This window comes from Paucibacter sp. PLA-PC-4, assembly GCF_026241155.1.
In the GTDB taxonomy this organism is placed as follows: domain Bacteria; phylum Pseudomonadota; class Gammaproteobacteria; order Burkholderiales; family Burkholderiaceae_C; genus Roseateles_E.
Genome location: NZ_JAPFGP010000001.1, coordinates 441,269 through 460,858 on the forward strand (window position 1 = coordinate 441,269; position 19,590 = coordinate 460,858).

Consider the following 19,590-nt stretch of genomic DNA (forward strand, 5'->3'; position numbering starts at 1 on the left):
TTCAGCCCTTGGCCAGCAGTTCGCGTAGCTTCAGCCGCTCGATCAAGACCTTTTCCTTGATCACGGTCTGGGCCACGTACTTTTCATAGTCCGGGCCGTCCAGATACATCAGCGGCGCGTCGATCTTGTCGCAGGCGTCGGCGAACTCGGGGCTGGCGGCCGCCTGTTTGAAGGCGGCGCGCAGCCTGGCCAGGATGGCCGGGTCCAGGCCTTTCGGGCCTCCGATACCGTTGGGCGCATCGACGACGACCGGGTAGCCCTGCTCGCTGATCGTGGGCACCTCCTTGAAATCACTGGTGCGCTTGGCGCCTAGGGTGCCAAGCAGGCGCAGCTTGCCTGACTTGACATGGGGCGCCCAGGAGGTCGAGTCGATCAAGAGGTTCACCTCGCCGGCCAGCACCCCCTGCAGTGCCGGCGCGCCGCCCTTGTAGGGGATGTGCAGCATCTCGATGCCGGCGGCCTGCGCGAACTCTTCCATGCCCACATGGGTGGCGCCGGCGACACCGGCGCTGGCATAAGTGAGCTTGCCCGGGTTGGCCTTGGCATAGGCCACCAGTTCCTTGATATCCTTCCACGGTGCAGAGGCCTGGCAGACGATGCCGAAAGTCTGACCCGAGACGCGGGCGATATAGCTGAGGTCCTTCATTGGATCCAGCGACACGCTGCCCAGCTGCGAGAAGCGCGCCACCGAGATTGGGATCTGGCCGATGGTGTAGCCGTCGGCCTTGGCCGAAGCCATGGTGCGCAGACCCAGCATGCCGGAGGCGCCGGCCTTGTTGTCGACGATGATGGTCTGCCCCAAGGTCTTGGCGGCCACGGCGCAGAGTGCGCGCATCGTCGCGTCGGCGGTGCCACCGGCAGGCCAGGGACAGACAAAGGTGATAGCCCGCTCGGGATAGGCGCTGGCGAGCACGCGGCCGGCGGACAGGGCCAGGCCGGCGGCGGCGGCCCCGAGAACGAACTGGCGGCGGCTGGATCTCTTCATCGTCATGGTGCTTGTCTCCTACTGGTTTGTGATCTGGCTTGGGCCCATTGTTGGTGCGCTTATCATGGCGATCCAATGAAGAATGAGACTGTCTTCTTGCCTAATTTGGCATGTAAGGGTTGAGTGATGAGCAAGATCGACCGCGTGATGCGCTCCAACCTGAAGCTGCGTCATCTGCAGCTGCTGGTCGCGTTGGACCAGTTCCGCCATCTGGGCAGGGCAGCAGAATTCCTCGCGCTGACACAGCCGGCTGTCTCCAAAACCCTGGCCGAGATCGAGCGCCTTTTCGAGCTGGACCTGTTCGTCCGCTCGACCCGGGGCACCGAGCCCACCGCCTACGGCCTGGCCGTGGTGCGCTTTGCACGCTCGGTGCTGTCGGACTATGAGCGCACCCGCGACGAGATCGCCGCAGTGGCCAGCGGCGCGGCGGGACGCACCAGTGTTGGTGCGATGGTGGTGGCCACGCCGGTGCTGCTGGCGCACGCAGTGGCTCTGCTGAAGGAGCGCTCCGCTCAGACCACGGTGGCGATCGAAGAGGGCGATCTGACTCGCTTGCTGCCGCGCCTGCGGGTCGGCGAGCTGGATCTCTTCGTCGGCAGGCTCGAGCCCGGCTATGCGGCGCCAGACCTGGAAATGGAAGCGCTGTATGAGGAGCCAATGTGCATCGTCGCGCCGGCCGGCCATGGGCTGACGAGTAGGACCCGACCCCGCTGGGCGGACCTGGCTGGCGAGCCCTGGGTAATGCCGCCGCCCTGGGCTTCGTCGCGCATCAAGCTGAATCAGCAGTTCTACAAGAACGGCCTGAATCCGCCTGCCGACATCGTCGAGTCCGCGTCCTTCCTGGTTACGCTGAATTCTATGCAGCAGCGCCGCGCTCTAGGCTTCTGGGCCCGCTCAGTGGCCTTGCATTTTGAGCGTCAGGGGCTGGTGCAGGTGCTGAGGATCTCGGTCGGCATCGAGCTACCGCCGGTGGGCATCATCACAATGCGCGGCCGGCTGCGCACGCCGGCCAGCGAGCAGCTGATGGCCTGCCTGCGCGAAGCTGCGCTTACCAATTCTGCGACCAACGTGCCGACAGCAGCCAGGTCCGCCCCGGTGCCGGCTCGAAGAAGCGGCCGTTCCCCTCGTTGACGATGACGCTGCCGACATAGTTCCGATCGGCCAGGTTCTCGATGCGGCCTAGCAGCTCCAGTCGGCCCGGGCCTAGCCTGGTCTGCCAGCGGGCGCGCAGGTTCAACAGGCCGTAGCCGGCCGCCGCGTCGCTGTTGATGTCGTTGACCTGCTGGCGGCCCTGGGCGCGGCCTTCCAGCGCCAGCTGGGTGTGGGGCGTCGCGTCCCAGGCCAGCTCGGCGTAGGCACTGCGCGAAATCGTGCCGGCGATGCGCCGGCCCGGCGCGACGTACAGCGTCGGATTGGTGCAGGGTGCGGCGGCGCAGATCGTAAAGCCATCGCGGTAGCGCGCGTCCAGCCAGCTCAGTGCGAACTGGCTGCGCCAGCCGCGTGCGATCTGCCAGCGCAGATCCAGCTCTGCGCCTTCGCGGCGGGTGCGGCCGACATTGCGGAAGCTGGCGCGGCCTCCGCTATTGCTGGCCACACCGATTTCGTCGCGGCTATTGGCCTGGAACAGCGCCGCATCCAGAGCCAGCTCGGGCGCCGGCCGCCATTTAGCGCCCAGCTCCAGTTGGCGGCTGGTTTGGGCCCGCAGGCCGCTGTTGAATCCGGCCTGGCCGTCGTTGCGGTAGGCCAGCTCTCCCTGGGTCGGCGACTCGAACCCGCGGCCCAGGCTCAGATAGGTGTTGAGCGTGGGCAGGGCGCGCCACTGCAGCGCGGCGAAGGGGTTGGTGTAGCGGTAGCGCTGGCTGCCCGAGTCGTCCGGGTTGACGCCCTGCACATAGCGGTCGCGGGCCTTGAATTCGGTTTCGCCGCGGCGCAGGCCCAGGCTGGCCTGCCAGCGCGCGCTCAGCTCGATGTCGGCCTGGGCATAGAGATCGCGGCCGCCCAGGCGGTTACGTTCGTCGCGCCGCAGCCGGCCGGTCACGCCCAGCAGCCGGGTCTCGGCCGGTCCGGCGCTGAAGTTCTCGTAACCGCGCCGGTCCTCATTGCTGTCGTCAAGATTGGCGCCCAACACCAGCCGGGCCCGGCGCTCGTCGGCCAGTGTCCATTGCCAGACCAGTCGGCCGTCGACCCCGTAGTAGTCGCGCTCGAAAGCAATCACGCCACCGGGCTGGCGCTCGCTGGCCAGTTGGGTGGCGACCGGTATTGACTGCCATTGCGTTACTTCGCGGCGCCCGAAATGAGCGCTGAACAGCAGTTGCTGCAGTGCACCGGAATCGACGAAGCGATGCCGCCAACTCGCGCCGAGCTGTTGCTGGCGGGTGCTCTTGCGGGTGTTGTAGCGGTCCGGCTCGCCGGCCTCCTCCTGTGGCAGGGCCAGGCCTATGGTCTGCTGCGGGTCGGCTGTCAGCTGGGCCCGGTTCAGGCCCAACGGATCCTGGGCCGGTTGGTCGATCGCATTGAAGATCAGCACGACGCGGTCCTGCGCCCCGTCCCATGCCAAGCGCAGATTGGCCAGATCGCGGCGGCTGGCGCTCTGGCGCCTGAAGCCGTCAGTTTCGAAGCTGGAGAGCTGTGCGCGCACGCTGAAGGGCCGAGCCTCGCTAGCCGGCAACTCCACACCCAAGCGCCATTGGCGCAGGCCGTTGCTGGCGACATCGCTGTCCAGCAGCAGGCGGCGCTCGGTTGGCGCGGCACTGTGCAGCAAAATGGCTCCACCAGAGCTGTTGCCATAGAGGGCTGAGAACGGCCCTCGCACTACCTCGACCCGCTGCGCCCCGGCCAAATCGAAGTGCGAGACCTGACCCTGGCCGTCCGGGCCACTGGCGGGAATGCCGTCGCTGTAAAGCCGCAGGCCGCGCACGCCGAAGCTGGCGCGCGCACCGAAGCCGCGTGAGCTCAGCTGTAGGTCCTGGGCATAGTTATGGCGCTGGTTCGCGACCAGGCCGGGAACGCGCTGCAGCGCTTCGCTGAGATTGACCATCGCGCCGGCATTGCGCAGCTGCTCGGCTTCGATGACGCTGACCGCGAACGGCGTGTCGAACAGGCGCTGCTCGACGCCGCCGCTGTCCAGCACGACACGCTCCAGCGTGTTTGTCTGGGCCTGCGCGCCAGCACTCAACACCAGCATCCAGGCTGTGGCGATCTCAGTTCGGCGCATGGGCTTCGATGCGGATGGCAGCGTACCAGGCGGCGAGATTGGCGATATCAGCGTCGCTCAGCGGCTTGGCCATCACGGCCATCACCTCATGAAGCCGCGCGCCGCTGCGGTAGGCCTTGAGCTGGCTGCTCAGATAGATGGCGCTCTGGCCGGCCAGATGCGGGGCATCGGGCTGGCTGGAGATTCCCAGCGGCCCGTGGCAGACCGCGCAGGCCTGCGCCTTGGCCCGGCCAGCCGCGATGTCCTGGGCCCCGGCCGGCAGCGCAGCCAGCAAGGCGATGAAGAGGAGTGAACGCATGGCTTTAGAAGTAGAGGGCCCACCGCGAGGTGGGCCCGGTTCACGAGAGCTTAGGGCGCAGAATAACTGACACGGTAGAGCGCGCCGGCGAAGTCGTCGCTGATCAGCAGCGAGCCATCCTTCATCACTGCGACATCGACGGGCCTGCCGCGGTACAGGCCGTTCTCGTCCAGCCAGCCCTCGGCGAAGACCTCGGTCTTGTCGGCCGTGCCATCGGCCTTCAGCGAGGTGAACAGTACCAGCGCGCCGACCGGCTTGGTTCGGTTCCAGGAGCCATGCTGTGCCGAGAAGAAGCCGCCCTGGTATTTGGTCGGAAACTGCTTGCCGGTGTAGAAGCTCATGCCCAGATCGGCTGCATGGGCGATGGTGTAGACCTGCGGGTCGGTAATGTTGGCCGGCAGCGGGTCCTTGTCATAGCCATGTTCGGTGATCCGGGTCTTGCCCTGGCGCCAGGGGTAGCCAAAGAACTGGCCGGCCTTGCTGATGCGGTTGATTTCGCCGGCCGGAATGTCGTCGCCCATGCCGTCAGTCTGGTTGTCGGTGAACCAGAGCGTGCCGTCCTTGGGGTTGAAGTCATGGCCTACTGAGTTGCGGATGCCGGTGGCATAGACCTCGCGCTTGCTGCCATCGAAGGCGTTCATCCGGATCATGCCGCCAATGCCCCATTCGTTGTAGAGCTTGAGCTTGTCGCGCGGCGGCACATTGAAGGGTTGGCCCAGCGAGACATAGAGCAAGCCGTCTGGCCCGATCTTGCAGACGCGTGCGCCGTGGTTGAAGCTCTCCTCCTCAGGTGGGATCAGCTTGCCTTGGCCGACCACTTCGATCACCGCGACATCCGGGCCCTCGTAGAAGAACTCGGCGGCCGGGAAGTTCAACACGCGGTTGTGTTCGGCGACGACAAGGAAGCCGTCCTTGGTCCAGCAGACGCCGTTGGGGTTGCTGAACTTGAGCGACGGAGCAAAGGACTTGACCTCGTCGGCGATGCCGTCGCTGTTGCGGTCTGTGACGGCCCAGACCGAAGTCTTGCGGGTGCCGACGAACAGCATGTTGGTGCTGGGCGCCACCGCCATATGGCGGGCGTCGGGCACCACCGCATAGAGCTCGATCTTGAAACCCGGTGGCAGCTTGATGCGCTTGAGGTTCTCTCGGATCGCGTCGGCATTGCGGCCGGTCTGCGGTACGGTGGGGATGTTCAGGTCGGTGGTGGCCACCTTGAATTGCTTGAGCTTGTCGATGTTCGGCTGGGCCAGCGCCGCCGAGGCGATCAGCGCCAGGGCCGCGAACGCAGCTTGTTGGATGGGCATGGTTGTCGTCTCCGGTTTGTTGTGGTGTCGATGCCGCACTTGAGGCACGGCGCTTGGTTCGACGCAAAGCGCATACCAGGCCGGTTTCCCTGGGCGTAGCGCCGGCGAGCTGTTCAGTCTTGGCACAGTAGTGGTGACATCCGTACAGATTCTGTGCAATTGCCGCACTGCCGGCGGACCTGATACCGTCGCCAATCAGAACCGACATTGATCGGTCAGCCAGGAGACAAACGATGGCGGACAGCGAGCGTACGTTGGCGCACGCGCGGGCCTTGAGCTCGCGGGGCATGGCTTGGATGCAGTCGGAAGGCATGCCGCCGGCGACCATCCTCGACAGCTGGGCACGCTGCGCGCGCGCCGGCTTGGCGATCGATGGCGTGCCGCAGCGCGAGGTGGTCGAGGGCATGGAGCTGGCACGCCGGCGCGAGCATGCCGCGCTGGTGCGGCGCCTGGCCCAGGCCGAGTTGGAGACTCTGTCGCAGCAGATCGCCGGCTCCAACTTCCTGTTGGCCTTTGCCGACCGGGATGGCGTCATCCTTGATCTTTATGCCGACAATCGCTTCGCGATGAGCGATGCCGATGCCGGCATCCTGGCCGGCAGCTGCTGGAGCGAGTCGCTCTGCGGCACCAACGGCCTGGGCACGGCCCTTGCCACCGGTGCGCCGGTCGCGGTGACCGGGCCAGAGCACTACTTCCTTAAGCTTGGCGACATCTCCTGCAGCGCCGCACCGGTACGCGATGCGCTGGGCGAAATCGTCGGCGTGCTCGACGCCTCGTCTTACTACGCTTCGCGCCAGCAGCACACCCAGGTGCTGGTCAAGATGGCAGCCACCCAGATTGAGAACAGCCTGCTGCTGCAGCAGATGCGCAGTCATCTGATACTGGCCGTGCACCCGCGCGCCGAGTTCCTGGCCACGCTCAGCGCCGGCTTGCTGGCCTTCGACGAGCGCGGCCGGCTGCTGGCGCTGAACCAGCGCGGCGCGGTCCTGCTGTCGGGACTGGAGGCGCGTCGCGGCGCCTCGTTCGAGGAGCTTTTCGGCGAGCCCTTCGACCTGATGCTGGCACGCTTGCACCGCCAGCCGGAGCTGCAGCTGCGAGATGCGCTGGGCAGCTCGCTGGTGGCGCGTGTGATCGCCCGCCCGCCGGCGCCCCGGCCCAAGCCGGCAGCGGCCGCGCACGTGGGCGCACCGGCGTCCTTTTCACCACCGGCGCTGCCACCGCTGCCCGGCATGCTGGCCGAGGACGCGGCGGTGGCCGAGGCCTGCCGCGTGCTACGTGCGGCCGTGGCCATGCGCGCGCCCATCCTGATCCAGGGCGAGACCGGCACGGGCAAGGAGCTCTTGGCACGGCGCGCACATGAGCTGAGCGGGCGGCGCGGCGAGTTTGTCGCGGTTAATTGCGGCGCGCTACCGGCCGAACTGTTCGAGGCCGAGCTGTTCGGCTACGTCGGCGGGGCCTTCACCGGCTCCCGCCGCGAGGGCAACGCCGGCCTGATCGCCAGCGCCGACGGCGGCAGCCTGCTCCTCGACGAAGTGGGCGAGCTGCCGCTGCCGCTGCAGGCGGTGCTGCTGCGCTTTCTGGACGACCAGCTGCTGCGCCCTGTCGGTAGCACGACGGCCCGCAAAGTCGATGTGCAAGTGCTGGCGGCCAGCCATGTGGACCTGGAGGTCGAGGTGGCCGCCCGGCGATTTCGCGACGACCTGCTCTACCGGCTCAACACCATCAAGATCGCGTTGCCTCCGCTGCGCTGCCGCAGCGACTTCGCGCTGGCTGTGCGTAGCGTGCTGGCCGGGCTGGACGCACGGGCGCAGATCAGCGAGGCCGCCATCGTGCGCCTGCAGCGCTATGGCTGGCCGGGCAATTTTCGCGAGCTGCGCGCGGTGCTGACGCGGGCGCTGCTGCATCTTCAGGGGCAGGTTTTGACGCCGGTCGATGTGGCCGCCCAGCTGCCGGCGGTCACCGGCCTGGCCGGTTCGGCGTTGCAGCGCCACGGCACCGAGCTGGTGTTGCGCGAGTACGAACGTTGCGGCCGCAGCGTCAGCCGCACCTCGCGTCAGTTGGGCATCTCGCGCACCACCGTCTACCGTCATCTGCGCGAGGCGGCCGACGCCGCCCTGCTCAGAAGCTAGGGGCGTCGGCCGACCCACCGTACGAAGACCAGCAGGCTTAGCAGCTGAGCGCCGGTATAGACCAGCGCGAAAGGCCAGTAGCTCCGCTCGCGGGTGGTGGCGGCCTCTGACGCCGAGGGCGCCGGCAGGCCTTGGGCGTGCAAGCGGGCCAGAGCCTGCTCGGCAGAGGCGGCGCGCAGCTCCAACAGATCGGCGCCATGGCGCTCCACCCATAGCTGCTGGTGCAGGCGCAGTACCGGCCGCTCGCCCAGCAGCCCGCGACGACCCTGCAGCGCTGCGGCAATGAAGTCGAGATAGCGCTCAGCCGCCTCAGCGGTCTCGAAGCGCAACAGGCGCAGCTCGCTGCCGTCGGCAAAGTGGGCACCGCGCATGCGCGTCAGGCCGACGGGGTTCGGCCCGCCGGTCGCGATCTCCTGCTCGGTCTGGGCGCCGTCAAACAGCCGCGTCTCGGCCAGCCGGTGACCGGGCGACGGCGCTTCTGCGACGACGCCCGGCAGGCTGCTGCCCCACATCAGTAGCAGCAGAGGCAGCATCAGCAGGCAGGCGAACAGATGCACAAGAGTCTGGCGCGGGGGTGTCGCCGCGGCCATCGCTGCCAGACCCAGGGTCGGCGGCAGCGCGCAGATCGCCAGCTGCCAGGGTGTCGGCGTGAGGCCTTGCAGCCAGCGCCAGCCGGGCAGGGCGGCGCCGGCCAGCAGCAGTAGGGCGCAGGCGACCGCGCCGATGCTGCGAAGATCGGCCGGCAGGGACTGCTGCCGGGCATGTTGGCGGACGCCTGGGCGGTTCACAGCTGCCGCGCCAGCGCGCCCAGCGCGTAGTCCTTGCCCTTGTTGGCACGCGCGCTGGATTGTTCCAGCTGCCCGTTGTGCACCCAGAATCCGTCGCCGCCATTGCGCAGGGCCTGGACGCGGCGCAGCCGGACCGGCTGCGAGGCCGAGGTGTTGGCGTGCACGCCGGGGCCGGCGTTGTCGCTCAGCAGTACGTCGTCTACGGTGGCGCGCGCATCCAGGCGCAGTCCGGTTCCGGCAAAACCGCGCACATGGCCGTTGTGCACGCGTACATCGGCCGCGCTGATCTGCAGGCCGGCCAGGTCGGCGCGCGCCGCGGCGTCGCATTCGGTGCCGTCGACCTCGACGCTGCACAGCACCGGGCCGCGCAGGCTGAAGCCGCCCAGGTCGAGCTCTACTCCTGGCGCGCTGATCACGATGCCGCTTTGGCCGGCCGGCACGTCGATGGTGGCGCTCAGGCGGTAGCGGCCGGGCCGATCCAGGCGCAGCGGGAATTCGTCGATCTGCGAGATCAGCTGCGGCTCACTCTGCGCTGGCACGCCAGCCCAGGCTGAGAAGAAGGCCGCAGCTGCCAGGGCGGCAACGGCCGGGATGGTGGCAAGCCAGCGGTGTCGTGCGGGGTGTTGCATGTTCTGTCCTTCGCCGCGCCGGTATCGGCGCGTTGAAAGGCAGTCTGCGAGCCGCCGGCTTCAGCGGCGTTTCCGCAACGGGCTTAGGCTGTTTCTTTTGTTGTCGGCCCGGCGCTGGGCCAGGCACGCATCGCAGCGGCGGCGGTGGCCAGTAGGCTTTCGTGGCTGGCGCCGTCCTTGGCCTGGATAGACATGCCTTGGTAGACCGTGCTGTAGAAGCTGGCCAGCGCTGCGGCGTCGGTTTTGGCGGGCAGCTCACCGTCGCGTATGCCCTGCTCGATGCGGCAGCGCAGGCCGCTGTCGGCAGCAGCGCGGCGCTTGGCCAGTGCTGCCTGGATGTGGGACGAGGCCTCCGAGCAATTGGTCGCGGCCATCACGACCATGCAGCCCCGCGGGTGGCATGGCCGGGTCAGTTCCTCGGCGGCTTCCTCTAGCAGTCGCTTGATCGCGCCATGGGCGGTCGGCTCTTCTTCCAGCGCGCGCGGATAGCCGCCAGCCGGACCCAGCGCATAGCGCTCGATGGCCTCCAGGAACAGGCGCTCCTTGTCGCCGAACGCGGTGTAGAGGCTGGGCGCGGTGATGCCCATCGCGGCGGTCAGCTCGGCAATCGAGGCTGCTTCATAGCCACGCTGCCAGAACACATGCATGGCTTGCTCCAGCGCCTTGTCCCGATCAAAAGACAGGGGGCGGCCGCGTGGCTTGCAAACCTTGGCGTCGTTGATTTCCATAGTGATCGATAATAAATCTCTTGACGCCATAAAACAAGGCGACTACATTGCAGTCCATAAATCGTAATGGTCATTATGAATATGGATTTAGCGCACATCATGACACGCTTTCACCGCCCCGCCTGTCGCCGCTGTTGACGAGGTCCAGGGCCGCAGCCGGCTGAGCCCCCAGGTCTTTGCCTAGGCGCCCAGCCCCACTCTTTGCTCCCGTTTCGTCGTTTTCGCGCAGACCCGCCGAGGTCTGGGTGAGGCCGCTGCATTGCTTCTCAAAAAACATCCGCCAGGAGTTCATCTCATGTCTCAGAACCACACCCCGTCTCGTGGCCGCCGCCTGTGGCTGGCCGGCTCTACCTTCACCGCGCTGACCGCGATCGCCGCGGTCAGCGCGGCTTTCTTCGGCCTCAACCAAGCCGCCGAGGCCGAAAGTCCGCCGGCCGCGCCGCCGGCTACCCCGGTTTCGGTGGCTGCCGTTCAGTCCAGCGAAGTAGCCACCTGGGACGAATTCTCGGGCCGGCTCGAAGCCGTCGAGCGCGTCGAGCTGCGCCCGCGCGTGCCGGGTACCGTGCAGGCCGTGCATTTCCGCGAGGGGGCGCTGGTCGGCAAGGGCGATCTGCTGATCACCATCGATCCGGCGCCGTATGCCGCTGAGGCCGAGCGCGCCGAAGCCCAGGTGGCCGCTGCCCAGGCCCGGGCGCTGAACGCGCAGACCGAGCTCGCCCGTGCCAAGCGCCTGCTGGCCGAGCAGGCGATCGCGCAGCGCGAGTTCGATGAGCGCAGCTCGGTGCTGCGCGAGGCCGAGGCCAATCTGCGCGCCGCCCAAGCCGGCCTGCAGGCCGCCAGACTGAGCCTGTCCTACACCCAGGTGCGCGCGCCGGTGTCGGGCCGGGTCGGCCGGCTCGAGATCACCGTCGGCAATCAGGTGGCCGCCGGTCCCGGCGCGCCGCTGCTGACCACCCTGATGTCGGTCAGCCCGATCTATGCCAGCTTCGACGCCGACGAGCGCGTGATCGCCAAGGCCATCACCGAGCGAAACAAGCTTGAGCGCATCCCGGTGCAGATGGGCACGATGGGCCAGGAAGGCACGCCGCTGGAAGGCCGCTTGCAGCTGATCGACAACCAGATCAATGCCAAGAGCGGCACGGTCCGGGTGCGCGCGGTCTTCGACAACAAAGACGGCAGCTTGATGCCCGGCCAGTTCGCCCGCGTGCGGCTGGGCCAGTCCGGCAAGCAGCAGGCGCTGCTAATCAACGAGCGCGCAGTCGGCACCGACCAGAGCAAGCGCTTCGTGATGGTGGTGGGTGCCGACAACAAGGCCGAGTACCGCGAGGTGACCCTGGGCGCGCCCGCCGGCGGGCTGCGCATCGTCAGCAGCGGTCTGAAGGCCAATGAGCGCATCGTCGTCAACGGCCTGCAGCGGGTGCGCCCGGGCGCCCTGCTGGCGCCGAGCTCGGTCGCGATGGATGCGAAGCCAGAAGTGCAAGCGAAGGCCAAGACAGCGGACAAGAGCTGATCCGGCAGGAACCAAGACCATGAACTTATCCAAATTCTTCATCGACCGGCCGATCTTCGCCGGCGTGATCTCGGTGCTGATGGTGCTGGCCGGCCTGATCGCCGTGCGAGCGCTGCCGATCTCCGAGTATCCCGAGGTCGTGCCGCCCTCCGTGGTGGTGCGCGCCAACTATCCCGGCGCCAACCCCAAGGTGATCGCCGAAACCGTGGCCACGCCGCTGGAGGAAGCCCTCAACGGCGTCGAGGACATGCTCTATATGGGCAGCCAGGCAACGACAGACGGCCTGATGACCCTGACTGTCACCTTCAAGCTGGGCACCGACCCTGACAAGGCCCAGCAGCTCGTGCAGAACCGCGTCTCTCAGGCCGAGCCGCGCCTGCCCGAGGAGGTCAGGCGCCTCGGTGTCACGACGATCAAGAGCTCGCCCGACCTGACCATGGTCGTGCATTTGCTGTCTCCGAGCGGCCGCTACGACATGACCTACCTGCGCAACTATGCGCTGCTGAACGTCAAAGACCGCTTGGCTCGTCTGCAAGGCGTCGGCGATGTGCAGCTGTTCGGCTCGGGTGACTATTCGATGCGCGTCTGGCTTGATCCGCAAAAGGTCGCACAACATAGCCTGTCGGCCGGAGACGTGGTCGCAGCGATCCGTGGCCAGAACATCCAGGCCGCTGCCGGTGTGATCGGCGCTTCGCCAGGCCTGCCGGGCGTGGATATGCAGCTATCGATCAATGCGCAAGGCCGGCTGCAGAACGAGGAAGAGTTCGGCGACATCATCGTGAAGACCGAGCCCAGCGGTGCCGTCACGCGCTTGCGCGAACTCGGTCGCATCGAGCTCGGTGCCTCTGGTTATGCCTTGCGCTCGCTGCTGGACAACAAGGACGCGGTGGCCGTACCCATATTCGCGGCCCCCGGCTCCAACGCGATCCAGATCTCCGATCAGGTTCGCGCGACGATGGCCGAGCTGCAGAAGAGCATGCCCGAGGGCGTGGAGTACAGCATTGTCTACGACCCTACGCAGTTCGTACGCGCCTCGATCGAATCGGTGGTGCACACGCTGCTTGAGGCGGTGGCCCTGGTGGTGCTGGTCGTGATCCTGTTCCTGCAGACCTGGCGCGCCTCCATTATTCCGCTGCTGGCTGTGCCGGTGTCGGTGGTTGGCACCTTTGCGGTGATGCACCTGTTCGGCTTCTCGATCAACGCGCTGAGCCTGTTCGGCCTAGTGCTGGCCATCGGCATCGTGGTGGACGATGCCATCGTCGTGGTCGAAAACGTCGAGCGCAATATCGAGGCCGGCCTGAGCCCGCGCGACGCAACTTACCGCGCGATGCGCGAGGTGTCGGGCCCCATCATTGCCATCGCCTTGGTGCTGGTCGCGGTGTTCGTGCCGCTGGCGTTCATCAGCGGCCTGACCGGCCAGTTCTACCGCCAGTTCGCGCTGACCATTGCGATCTCCACGGTGATCTCGGCGATCAACTCGCTGACCCTGTCGCCGGCGCTGGCGGCAATGCTGCTGCGCGGCCATGACGCGCCTAAGGACGCGCTGACCCGCGGCATGGACAAGGTCTTCGGCCGCTTCTTCCGCGCCTTCAACCGTGTCTTCAAGCGCGGCTCTGAGGCCTATGGCGGCGGCGTGCAGCGCGCCATTGCCCGCAAGGCTGTGATGCTGGCCTTGTATGGTGGTCTGGTGCTGCTGACCGTAGGTCTCTTTAAGGTCGTGCCCGGCGGCTTTGTGCCCGCCCAAGACAAGCAATACCTGATCGGCTTTGCCCAACTGCCCGATGGCGCGACGCTGGACCGCACCGAGGACGTGATCCGCCGTATGAGCGACATCACCTTGAAGACCCCGGGCGTCGAGCATGCGATCGCCTTCCCTGGTCTGTCAATCAACGGCTTCACCAACAGCTCGAACTCCGGCATCGTCTTCGTGTCACTGAAGCCCTTCGAGGAGCGCACCAGCAAGGAGTTGTCGGCAGGCGCAATCGCCGGCGCGATGAATGCGCAGTTCGGCCAGATCCAGGACGCCTTCGTCGTGATGTTCCCGCCCCCGCCGGTGCAGGGCCTGGGCACGACCGGCGGTTTCAAGCTGCAGCTGGAAGACCGCGGCGGACTCGGCTACGAGGCGCTGGACCAGGCGGTCAAGGCCTTCATGGCCAAGGCCTACCAGACGCCCGAGCTGGCCGGCATGTTCTCGAGCTACCAAGTCAATGTGCCCCAGCTCTACGCCGACATCGACCGCACCAAGGCTCGTCAGCTGGGCGTTGCGGTGACCGATGTGTTCGACACGATGCAGATCTACCTGGGCAGCCTGTACGTTAACGACTTCAACAAGTTCGGCCGGACCTATTCGGTGCGCGTTCAGGCTGACGCCGCCTACCGCGCGCGGCCCGAGGATGTGGGCCAGTTGAAGGTGCGCTCGAGCACAGGCGAGATGGTGCCGCTGTCGGCGCTGATGACGGTGCAGCATTCCTTCGGCCCCGAGCGGGCGATGCGCTACAACGGCTTCTTGTCCGCCGACATCAACGGCGGACCGGCCCCGGGCTTCAGCTCGGGCCAGGCCCAGGATGCGATCAAGCGCATTGCCGCTGAGACGCTGCCGCCCGGTATCAGCTACGAATGGACCGAGCTGACTTACCAGGAGATCATCGCCGGCAACTCGGCGCTGTGGATCTTCCCGTTGGCCATCCTGTTGGTCTTCCTGGTGCTGGCCGCGCAGTACGAGAGCCTGACCCTGCCACTGGCCATTCTGTTGATCGTGCCTATGGGCCTGCTGTCCGCGATGACCGGCGTCTGGCTCTCGGGCGGGGACAACAATGTGTTCACCCAGATCGGCTTGATGGTGCTGGTGGGGCTGAGCGCGAAGAACGCGATCCTGATTGTCGAGTTCGCCCGCGAGCTGGAGTTCGCTGGACGCAAGCCCTTGGAGGCAGCGATCGAAGCCGCCCGCCTGCGCCTGCGTCCTATCTTGATGACCTCGCTGGCCTTTGTGATGGGCGTGCTGCCCCTGGTGCTGGCTACTGGCGCCGGCGCCGAGATGCGCTCGGCAATGGGGGTCGCGGTATTCGCCGGGATGATAGGCGTGACGGCCTTCGGGCTGTTTCTGACACCGGTGTTCTATGTGCTGCTGCGCCGCCTGACTGGCAACAAGCCGCTGAAGCTGCATGGCGACGCCGATGCGCATCTGGAGGCGTTCGCCGGCTCCGAAGAGATGCACGACAAGCTCACGCATCAGGCGCACGCGGCTGGCACCTCGACCAAGCCTGTGCCCGCGGCCCCGCGCCACGAGCACGAGTGATGAAGGAGAACCACATCATGATCAACAAGAAACTACTGCTGACGCCGCTGCTGGCCGTGCTGGTGCTGGCCGGTTGCGCCAGCGTGCCGGTCAGCGAACCGCACGCGCTGCCGGCCACGCCGGCATCATTCAAGCACAAGGCCCTCCCGGCCAGCGCCACACTGGCGCAGGCGGACTGGTGGAAGACGTTCGCCGACCCCCAGCTCGATGCGCTCACCGAGCGCGCCCTGGCCCACAACACCAGCCTGCAGCAGGCGGCCGCTCGCCTGGCCCAGGCTCGGGCGCTGCTGCGTAGCACCGATGCGAACCGCGCGCTGCAGCTCGGCGCCAGTGCCGGTGCCAGCCGCCAGGGCGGCGATGTCGCGCGCGCCGCCGGCAATGCCGGCACGGTCTACACGGCCGGCGTCAATCTCTCGTATGAGATCGACGTGATGGGCCGGCTGAGCAAGGCAAGTAGCGCGGCCGCGCTCGATGCCCGGGCCAGCGAGCAGCTGCTGCAAAGCGCTCGCTTGCTGGTGCAAGCCGATGTGGCGCAGGCCTATTTCGCGCTGCGCGCTCTGGACGCCGAGCGCGCGCTGATGCGAGAGACAGTAGTTGCTTACCAGGACACCTTGCGGCTCACCGAGCGGCGCCATGCCGCGGGCGACATTGCAGAGCTCGATGTCGCGCGCGTGCGCACCGAGGTCGCGGCCACGCAGTCGCAGGCTCTGGCGCTGGACCGTCGCCGCGCCGAGCTGGAGCATGCGCTGGCCGTACTGGCCGGTGAGCTGCCGAGCAGCCTGAGCGTGGCCGAGGGCACCTGGGTCGAGACCCTTCCTAACGTACCGGCCGGCCTGCCCAGTGCGGTTCTGGAGCGTCGCCCCGATGTAGCGGCCGCGCAGAACGCGATGCGCGCCGCGCAGGCCCGGCTGGGTGTCGCCCAGACAGCCTGGTTTCCCAGCCTGGCGCTGACGGCCTCGGCCGGCAGCGCCTCGCCCGAGCTGTCCGATCTGTTCAAGAGCTCGGCCGGCCTATGGGGCTTGAATGCACTGCTGAACCTACCCATCCTGGACGGCGGCCGCCGCGATGCCGGCGTGCAGAGTGCGGCGGCCCAACTGGACCTGGCGGCGGCCGGCTATCGCGAGCAGGTGCTGCAGGCCTTGCGCGATGTCGAAGACCAGCTCTCGGCCTTGACGCTGCTGCAGGCGCAGGCCGAGGTGCAGGCCCAGGCCGTGGCCTCGGCCACGCGCGCGCTGCAGCTCTCCGACTCGCGCTACCGCAACGGTCTGGTCAGCCAGCTGGAGCTGCTGGACGCCCGTCGCAGCGAGCTGGCCAACCGCCGCCAGGCGCTGCAGGTGAGGGCGGCGCAGTACCAGTCCACCATTGGTCTGATCAAGGCGCTGGGGGGCGGCTGGGGTTGAGATCATCGCGTCACATTTCTTGAAAAAAAGGGCTGGGTGAGAATGCGTCACCCGGCCCTTTTTGCCTTGTTTTGTTTTTGGACTCGTCCGCTGTATGCGCCCACTGATCGAACTGCTCGTTGCCCACGGCGTGCTGCTGGTCTTTCTCGTGACCCTGGCGGCACGAGCCGGTGCACCCTTGCCGGCCGCGCCGCTGCTGGTGGTGGCGGGCGGCTTGGCGGCCGAGGGGGTGCTGTCGGGCTGGGCGGTCCTCATCGTGGCGGTGCTGGCCAATATTGCCGGCGATGCGGTCTGGTTCGTGGCCGGCCAACGCCAGGGCCATCGGGTGATGAAGCTGCTGTGCCGGATTTCGTTGTCGCCCGACGCCTGCGTGCGGCAAAGCGAGGGTCTGATCCTGCGCTGGGGCGGCCGTGCCTTGCTGGCCGCCAAGTTCTTGCCCGGTGTCTCGGTGGTCGCCGCACCGATGGCCGGCGCATTGGGCATGAGCTGGCGGCGCTTCATCGCGTTTGACTTCGTCGCCGGTCTTTTGTGGAGCGGCGCCTTTGTGCTGTTGGGCCTGATGCTGTCCGACCAGATCCAGCAGGTGCTGGACATGCTGGCGGGCGCAGGCTATGTCGCGCTGGCCGCCCTGGCCCTGATCGTTACCGGTCTGATCCTGCGGCGCTGGTGGCAGCGCCGCCGCTTCGCGCGCCGCACCCGTGGCGGCCGTCGCATCAGCATTGCCGAGGCCGCCGCACTGCAAGATCGGGGCGAGGCCCCGGTGTTCATCGACGTGCGCGCAGCCGGCGGCCGTGCGGTGGACCCGCGCCACATCCCAGGCGCCCTGTTGCTGGAGATTGACCAGATCAAAAGCCACGCTGCCAGCCTGCCGCGTGACCGCGACCTCATCCTCTACTGCAACTGCCCCAACGAGGTCACGGCGGCGCTGGCGGTGACGGTACTGGCCGAGGCGGGCGTCACGCGGGCAAGGGCGCTCGTGGGAGGGCTGGATGGGTGGGTGGGGGCGGGTAGGCCGGTGGCGGGGACTTGACCTGGGGTCATACGCTTTGACCAACCTTCGCTTGTGCGGCCACGCGGCCTTCGGCCGTAGCTGTGCTCCTCGAGTTCTCCGCCGGGTTTCACAGAATGCAACCCATTTGGGTCGAATGTGTTTTGAAAGTGCGCTGGCCCAGCCACAACCTGCTGTGGAGGTTGCGATGACGAACGGATCCTATGGTCGAGATCTGACCCCGAAGCAGCTTGCCGCGCTTCACAACATCCCGTGCAAGCTACGCGATGTCGGTGGCCCGGAGTCGCAGGAAACCAAAGAAGAACTTGCCGAGCTTGGGTATCTAGTGCTCGACGTTCTTGCGCCTGAGGGTTGCAGACTGACGGCAAAGGGAGAAATGACCAAACGCTTAGTCCGGCCGGTCGGCCTTGGTTGCTGAGTTGGGCTGGCCCCAGTCTCGCTGACTCCAGTTGGCTGCTGTCCCGGCCCCGCGTTCCCGAAGCGCCAAAGCACTGAAGGTGCGCCGTGACAGCCCGCTCTGCCCGCTCGGCCCGCTCGGCCCAATTTTTGGTACCGTTGCGGCGCTCATGTCACGGGCGCGGGAAGGGAGAACCGAGATGGCGAAGGGGAATGGGCCTGGATCGTTAGGGCTGGCGCTGGCGCTGGCGCTGGCGCTTGCGCCGCTGAGCGCAGGTGCCGCCGAAAAGTCACCGGCTGATGTCTATGCGGAGTACAACGCCCGGGTGGCGCGCGGCATTAGTTTTGCTGACGATGCGGCCTACTACTCGACGCGCAAGCGGACCGAGGTGGAGGCGAAAATACCGCAGCAGATGAGGCAGATGAACAAGTCGCGCGACGAGGTAATCGCGATCTATCTGCAGTTCTCCAGGGAGCTGGCCAAATGCCAGGTCTTGAGCCTGGCGGCACAGCGGCTGGTGGCGCGCGAGGAAGCGGCCTATCTGGAGTATTCGGTGACCGAGAGCTGCGCCAAGGCCCGGGCTGCATCAGCGCAGCAGCGGCAGAAGGTCAAGATGGTCAAGGAAGGCGGCGGCTGGAAGATCGACAGCGTCGAGATCGCGCTCTGAGCCACTGCCGGTTCGCCCGCGGCGACATGCAGAGTCCCGGGCTCGCTTGCCTACACTGCGGCTTTGCGGCGGCGGTCTGGCTGCTGGCCCCACCGATCGGAGCAATGATGGCAAGCACCTCAGCCAATGTAGCCGCCACCCTAGACGCTTGCGCGCAAGCGGCTTCGCTGGCCGGGCCTATCGCCACGGCCCTGGGAGCGAGCGTGGCCTTTTTGGCCTTGCTGGTGGCACGCTGGTACTACGTACGCACCTTGGTCGGCAAGCTGCATGACAGGCTGCTGGAGCTCAACAAGCTCGGTGTCCAGTATCCCAAGGTCGCCAAGGCCTTTTTTGATCAGGCGTTCCGGAGCCAGCCTTTCTTCGATTCGACCGAGGTCGAGCGTAACGAGGACTACTACGCGCTGCGGGCTTATGTGCTGTTCCGGCTGAATGTCTACGAGGAGGCCTTCTTCGCCACCCAGGGCGTGATCGCCAGCTCGACGGACGATGGGCGAGCCTGGCAGCTCTACGTTAAGCGCGGCTTTGCACATCCGCTGGTCGCTGAGTTGTTCGAGGCAGAGACACAGCAGCTCGGCAGTGCCTTCGTGCGCTTCATCCGAAGCGGCGAACTGCCTAATGGAGAGAAGTACGAGGCGCCGGCCGAGTGATCGAGGCAAGGAATGAGCGATTGAGCGGATGGGCGATGGATTGACAGACCGATGCCGTCCCGCGCCGCGAGTCAGTCGGTGCAGTTCTTCGCCAGCCGAGCCACCAGCTTCATCAAGGTCGGTACGCGGCGCTTGCCATGCATACCGCGCACCCGAGCCTTGGCGGCACCGAGGTCGATGCCGGCGCTGCTGATGATCAGCGGGCGGGTCTCTTCCTCCCTGATCAGCTCAAACTGCGCGGGCAGGCCGGGCACGGCGGTCTTGGAGATGCCGACGATGGCGATCTGGCCACCCAGCGCATGGAACAGATGCTGGCCCAGGCCCGGGGATTCCTGCGCGTCGAGATGGACGGCGCCGTTGATCACGATCAGCTCGGGCGCCAGTGCGTGCTCGCGCAGCAACTGCAGCATGCAGGGCAGATCTCGCAGATCGAGCTGCCCGCCGCGAGGCTTGGGCTCTACATGAGCGATGCGGGTGCTGAAGGTGCGCAGCGGCTCAAACGCGTCCCAGGCGTCGAAAGCCACTGCAGCGGCGGTGGCGCCGCCCTCGTTGTGGTGGTGAACATCCATCGCCAGTTTCATTGCTCAGCT

The 19,590-nt window shown here is 66.9% G+C and carries 17 protein-coding genes; 9 read left to right on the top strand and 8 right to left on the bottom strand.

Annotated features, from left to right (window positions below; translation table 11 throughout):
* Position 1 precedes the first annotated feature (1 nt).
* The gene (locus tag OOZ63_RS02240; protein WP_266003647.1) at positions 2-991 is read right to left on the bottom strand and encodes a tripartite tricarboxylate transporter substrate binding protein; all 990 of its coding nucleotides are present in this window, start codon (positions 989-991) and stop codon (positions 2-4) included.
* Positions 992-1,111: 120 nt separating this feature from the next.
* Here OOZ63_RS02240 and OOZ63_RS02245 point away from each other — a divergent pair, with 120 nt between their 5' ends.
* A complete protein-coding gene (locus tag OOZ63_RS02245) occupies positions 1,112-2,116 on the top strand; it encodes a LysR substrate-binding domain-containing protein (RefSeq protein WP_266003648.1) in 1,005 nt (334 codons plus the stop codon).
* Here the strand turns inward: OOZ63_RS02245 and OOZ63_RS02250 are convergent.
* The 3 genes from OOZ63_RS02250 to OOZ63_RS02260 are packed head-to-tail and all read right to left on the bottom strand — an operon-like array spanning position 2,034 to position 5,801.
* Complete coding sequence (locus OOZ63_RS02250; protein WP_266003649.1) at positions 2,034-4,199, bottom strand: TonB-dependent receptor family protein; 2,166 nt, start codon at positions 4,197-4,199, stop codon at positions 2,034-2,036. The genes OOZ63_RS02245 and OOZ63_RS02250 overlap by 83 nt on opposite strands.
* Entirely contained in the window at positions 4,186-4,497 is a 312-nt protein-coding gene (locus tag OOZ63_RS02255) for a c-type cytochrome (protein WP_266003650.1), read from the bottom strand. Before OOZ63_RS02255 ends, OOZ63_RS02250 begins: the two co-directional genes overlap by 14 nt.
* Before the next feature lie 50 nt (positions 4,498-4,547).
* Positions 4,548-5,801, bottom strand: a complete 1,254-nt coding sequence (locus OOZ63_RS02260; protein ID WP_266003651.1) for a PQQ-dependent sugar dehydrogenase — start codon at positions 5,799-5,801, stop codon at positions 4,548-4,550.
* A 233-nt stretch (positions 5,802-6,034) separates the two neighbouring features.
* Between OOZ63_RS02260 and OOZ63_RS02265 the strand changes: the two genes are divergently transcribed.
* Positions 6,035-7,930: a sigma-54-dependent Fis family transcriptional regulator gene (locus tag OOZ63_RS02265; RefSeq protein WP_266003652.1), complete on the top strand. Its 1,896-nt coding sequence runs from the start codon at positions 6,035-6,037 to the stop codon at positions 7,928-7,930.
* Here the strand turns inward: OOZ63_RS02265 and OOZ63_RS02270 are convergent.
* From OOZ63_RS02270 to OOZ63_RS02280, 3 genes are all read right to left on the bottom strand, one after another.
* A complete protein-coding gene (locus OOZ63_RS02270) occupies positions 7,927-8,718 on the bottom strand; it encodes a hypothetical protein (RefSeq protein WP_266003653.1) in 792 nt (263 codons plus the stop codon). The genes OOZ63_RS02265 and OOZ63_RS02270 overlap by 4 nt on opposite strands.
* Positions 8,715-9,347: a hypothetical protein gene (locus OOZ63_RS02275; protein WP_266003654.1), complete on the bottom strand. Its 633-nt coding sequence runs from the start codon at positions 9,345-9,347 to the stop codon at positions 8,715-8,717. Before OOZ63_RS02275 ends, OOZ63_RS02270 begins: the two co-directional genes overlap by 4 nt.
* Before the next feature lie 83 nt (positions 9,348-9,430).
* Complete coding sequence (locus OOZ63_RS02280; RefSeq protein WP_266003655.1) at positions 9,431-10,075, bottom strand: TetR/AcrR family transcriptional regulator; 645 nt, start codon at positions 10,073-10,075, stop codon at positions 9,431-9,433.
* A 295-nt stretch (positions 10,076-10,370) separates the two neighbouring features.
* On the opposite strand from OOZ63_RS02280, the gene OOZ63_RS02285 reads away from it, so the two are divergent.
* From OOZ63_RS02285 to OOZ63_RS02315, 7 genes are all read left to right on the top strand, one after another.
* On the top strand, positions 10,371-11,585 hold the full coding sequence (locus OOZ63_RS02285; protein ID WP_266003656.1) for an efflux RND transporter periplasmic adaptor subunit: 1,215 nt from the start codon (positions 10,371-10,373) through the stop codon (positions 11,583-11,585).
* 19 nt (positions 11,586-11,604) lie between these two features.
* Positions 11,605-14,880, top strand: coding sequence for an efflux RND transporter permease subunit (locus tag OOZ63_RS02290; RefSeq protein ID WP_266003657.1), 3,276 nt, complete (start codon positions 11,605-11,607; stop codon positions 14,878-14,880).
* Between the two features lie 17 nt (positions 14,881-14,897).
* The gene (locus OOZ63_RS02295; protein ID WP_416234674.1) at positions 14,898-16,280 is read left to right on the top strand and encodes an efflux transporter outer membrane subunit; all 1,383 of its coding nucleotides are present in this window, start codon (positions 14,898-14,900) and stop codon (positions 16,278-16,280) included.
* Positions 16,281-16,374: 94 nt separating this feature from the next.
* Positions 16,375-17,310, top strand: coding sequence for a VTT domain-containing protein (locus OOZ63_RS02300; protein WP_266003659.1), 936 nt, complete (start codon positions 16,375-16,377; stop codon positions 17,308-17,310).
* Positions 17,311-17,476: 166 nt separating this feature from the next.
* Positions 17,477-17,707, top strand: a complete 231-nt coding sequence (locus tag OOZ63_RS02305; RefSeq protein ID WP_266003661.1) for a hypothetical protein — start codon at positions 17,477-17,479, stop codon at positions 17,705-17,707.
* A gap of 178 nt (positions 17,708-17,885) precedes the next feature.
* Positions 17,886-18,353 (top strand): hypothetical protein, encoded by a 468-nt coding sequence (locus OOZ63_RS02310; RefSeq protein ID WP_266003662.1) that lies wholly within the window; start codon positions 17,886-17,888, stop codon positions 18,351-18,353.
* 107 nt (positions 18,354-18,460) lie between these two features.
* Positions 18,461-19,000 (top strand): hypothetical protein, encoded by a 540-nt coding sequence (locus OOZ63_RS02315; RefSeq protein ID WP_266003663.1) that lies wholly within the window; start codon positions 18,461-18,463, stop codon positions 18,998-19,000.
* A gap of 71 nt (positions 19,001-19,071) precedes the next feature.
* Here OOZ63_RS02315 and OOZ63_RS02320 read toward each other — a convergent pair whose 3' ends face one another.
* Positions 19,072-19,581 (bottom strand): endonuclease V, encoded by a 510-nt coding sequence (locus OOZ63_RS02320; protein WP_266003664.1) that lies wholly within the window; start codon positions 19,579-19,581, stop codon positions 19,072-19,074.
* Between the last annotated feature and the right edge of the window lie 9 nt (positions 19,582-19,590).

What these genes read in the sequence shown, in the direction of transcription:
- OOZ63_RS02250 (WP_266003649.1), bottom strand. Translation starts at nt 4,199, where the DNA reads ATGCGCCGAACTGAGATCGCCACAGCCTGGATGCTGGTGTTGAGTGCT.
- OOZ63_RS02255 (WP_266003650.1), bottom strand. Translation starts at nt 4,497, where the DNA reads ATGCGTTCACTCCTCTTCATCGCCTTGCTGGCTGCGCTGCCGGCCGGG.
- OOZ63_RS02295 (WP_416234674.1), top strand. Translation starts at nt 14,898, where the DNA reads ATGATCAACAAGAAACTACTGCTGACGCCGCTGCTGGCCGTGCTGGTG.
- OOZ63_RS02305 (WP_266003661.1), top strand. Translation starts at nt 17,477, where the DNA reads ATGACGAACGGATCCTATGGTCGAGATCTGACCCCGAAGCAGCTTGCC.
- OOZ63_RS02310 (WP_266003662.1), top strand. Translation starts at nt 17,886, where the DNA reads ATGGCGAAGGGGAATGGGCCTGGATCGTTAGGGCTGGCGCTGGCGCTG.
- OOZ63_RS02280 (WP_266003655.1), bottom strand. Translation starts at nt 10,075, where the DNA reads ATGGAAATCAACGACGCCAAGGTTTGCAAGCCACGCGGCCGCCCCCTG.
- OOZ63_RS02275 (WP_266003654.1), bottom strand. Translation starts at nt 9,347, where the DNA reads ATGCAACACCCCGCACGACACCGCTGGCTTGCCACCATCCCGGCCGTT.
- OOZ63_RS02240 (WP_266003647.1), bottom strand. Translation starts at nt 991, where the DNA reads ATGACGATGAAGAGATCCAGCCGCCGCCAGTTCGTTCTCGGGGCCGCC.
- OOZ63_RS02300 (WP_266003659.1), top strand. Translation starts at nt 16,375, where the DNA reads ATGCGCCCACTGATCGAACTGCTCGTTGCCCACGGCGTGCTGCTGGTC.
- OOZ63_RS02285 (WP_266003656.1), top strand. Translation starts at nt 10,371, where the DNA reads ATGTCTCAGAACCACACCCCGTCTCGTGGCCGCCGCCTGTGGCTGGCC.
- OOZ63_RS02260 (WP_266003651.1), bottom strand. Translation starts at nt 5,801, where the DNA reads ATGCCCATCCAACAAGCTGCGTTCGCGGCCCTGGCGCTGATCGCCTCG.
- OOZ63_RS02320 (WP_266003664.1), bottom strand. Translation starts at nt 19,581, where the DNA reads ATGAAACTGGCGATGGATGTTCACCACCACAACGAGGGCGGCGCCACC.
- OOZ63_RS02245 (WP_266003648.1), top strand. Translation starts at nt 1,112, where the DNA reads ATGAGCAAGATCGACCGCGTGATGCGCTCCAACCTGAAGCTGCGTCAT.
- OOZ63_RS02265 (WP_266003652.1), top strand. Translation starts at nt 6,035, where the DNA reads ATGGCGGACAGCGAGCGTACGTTGGCGCACGCGCGGGCCTTGAGCTCG.
- OOZ63_RS02290 (WP_266003657.1), top strand. Translation starts at nt 11,605, where the DNA reads ATGAACTTATCCAAATTCTTCATCGACCGGCCGATCTTCGCCGGCGTG.
- OOZ63_RS02315 (WP_266003663.1), top strand. Translation starts at nt 18,461, where the DNA reads ATGGCAAGCACCTCAGCCAATGTAGCCGCCACCCTAGACGCTTGCGCG.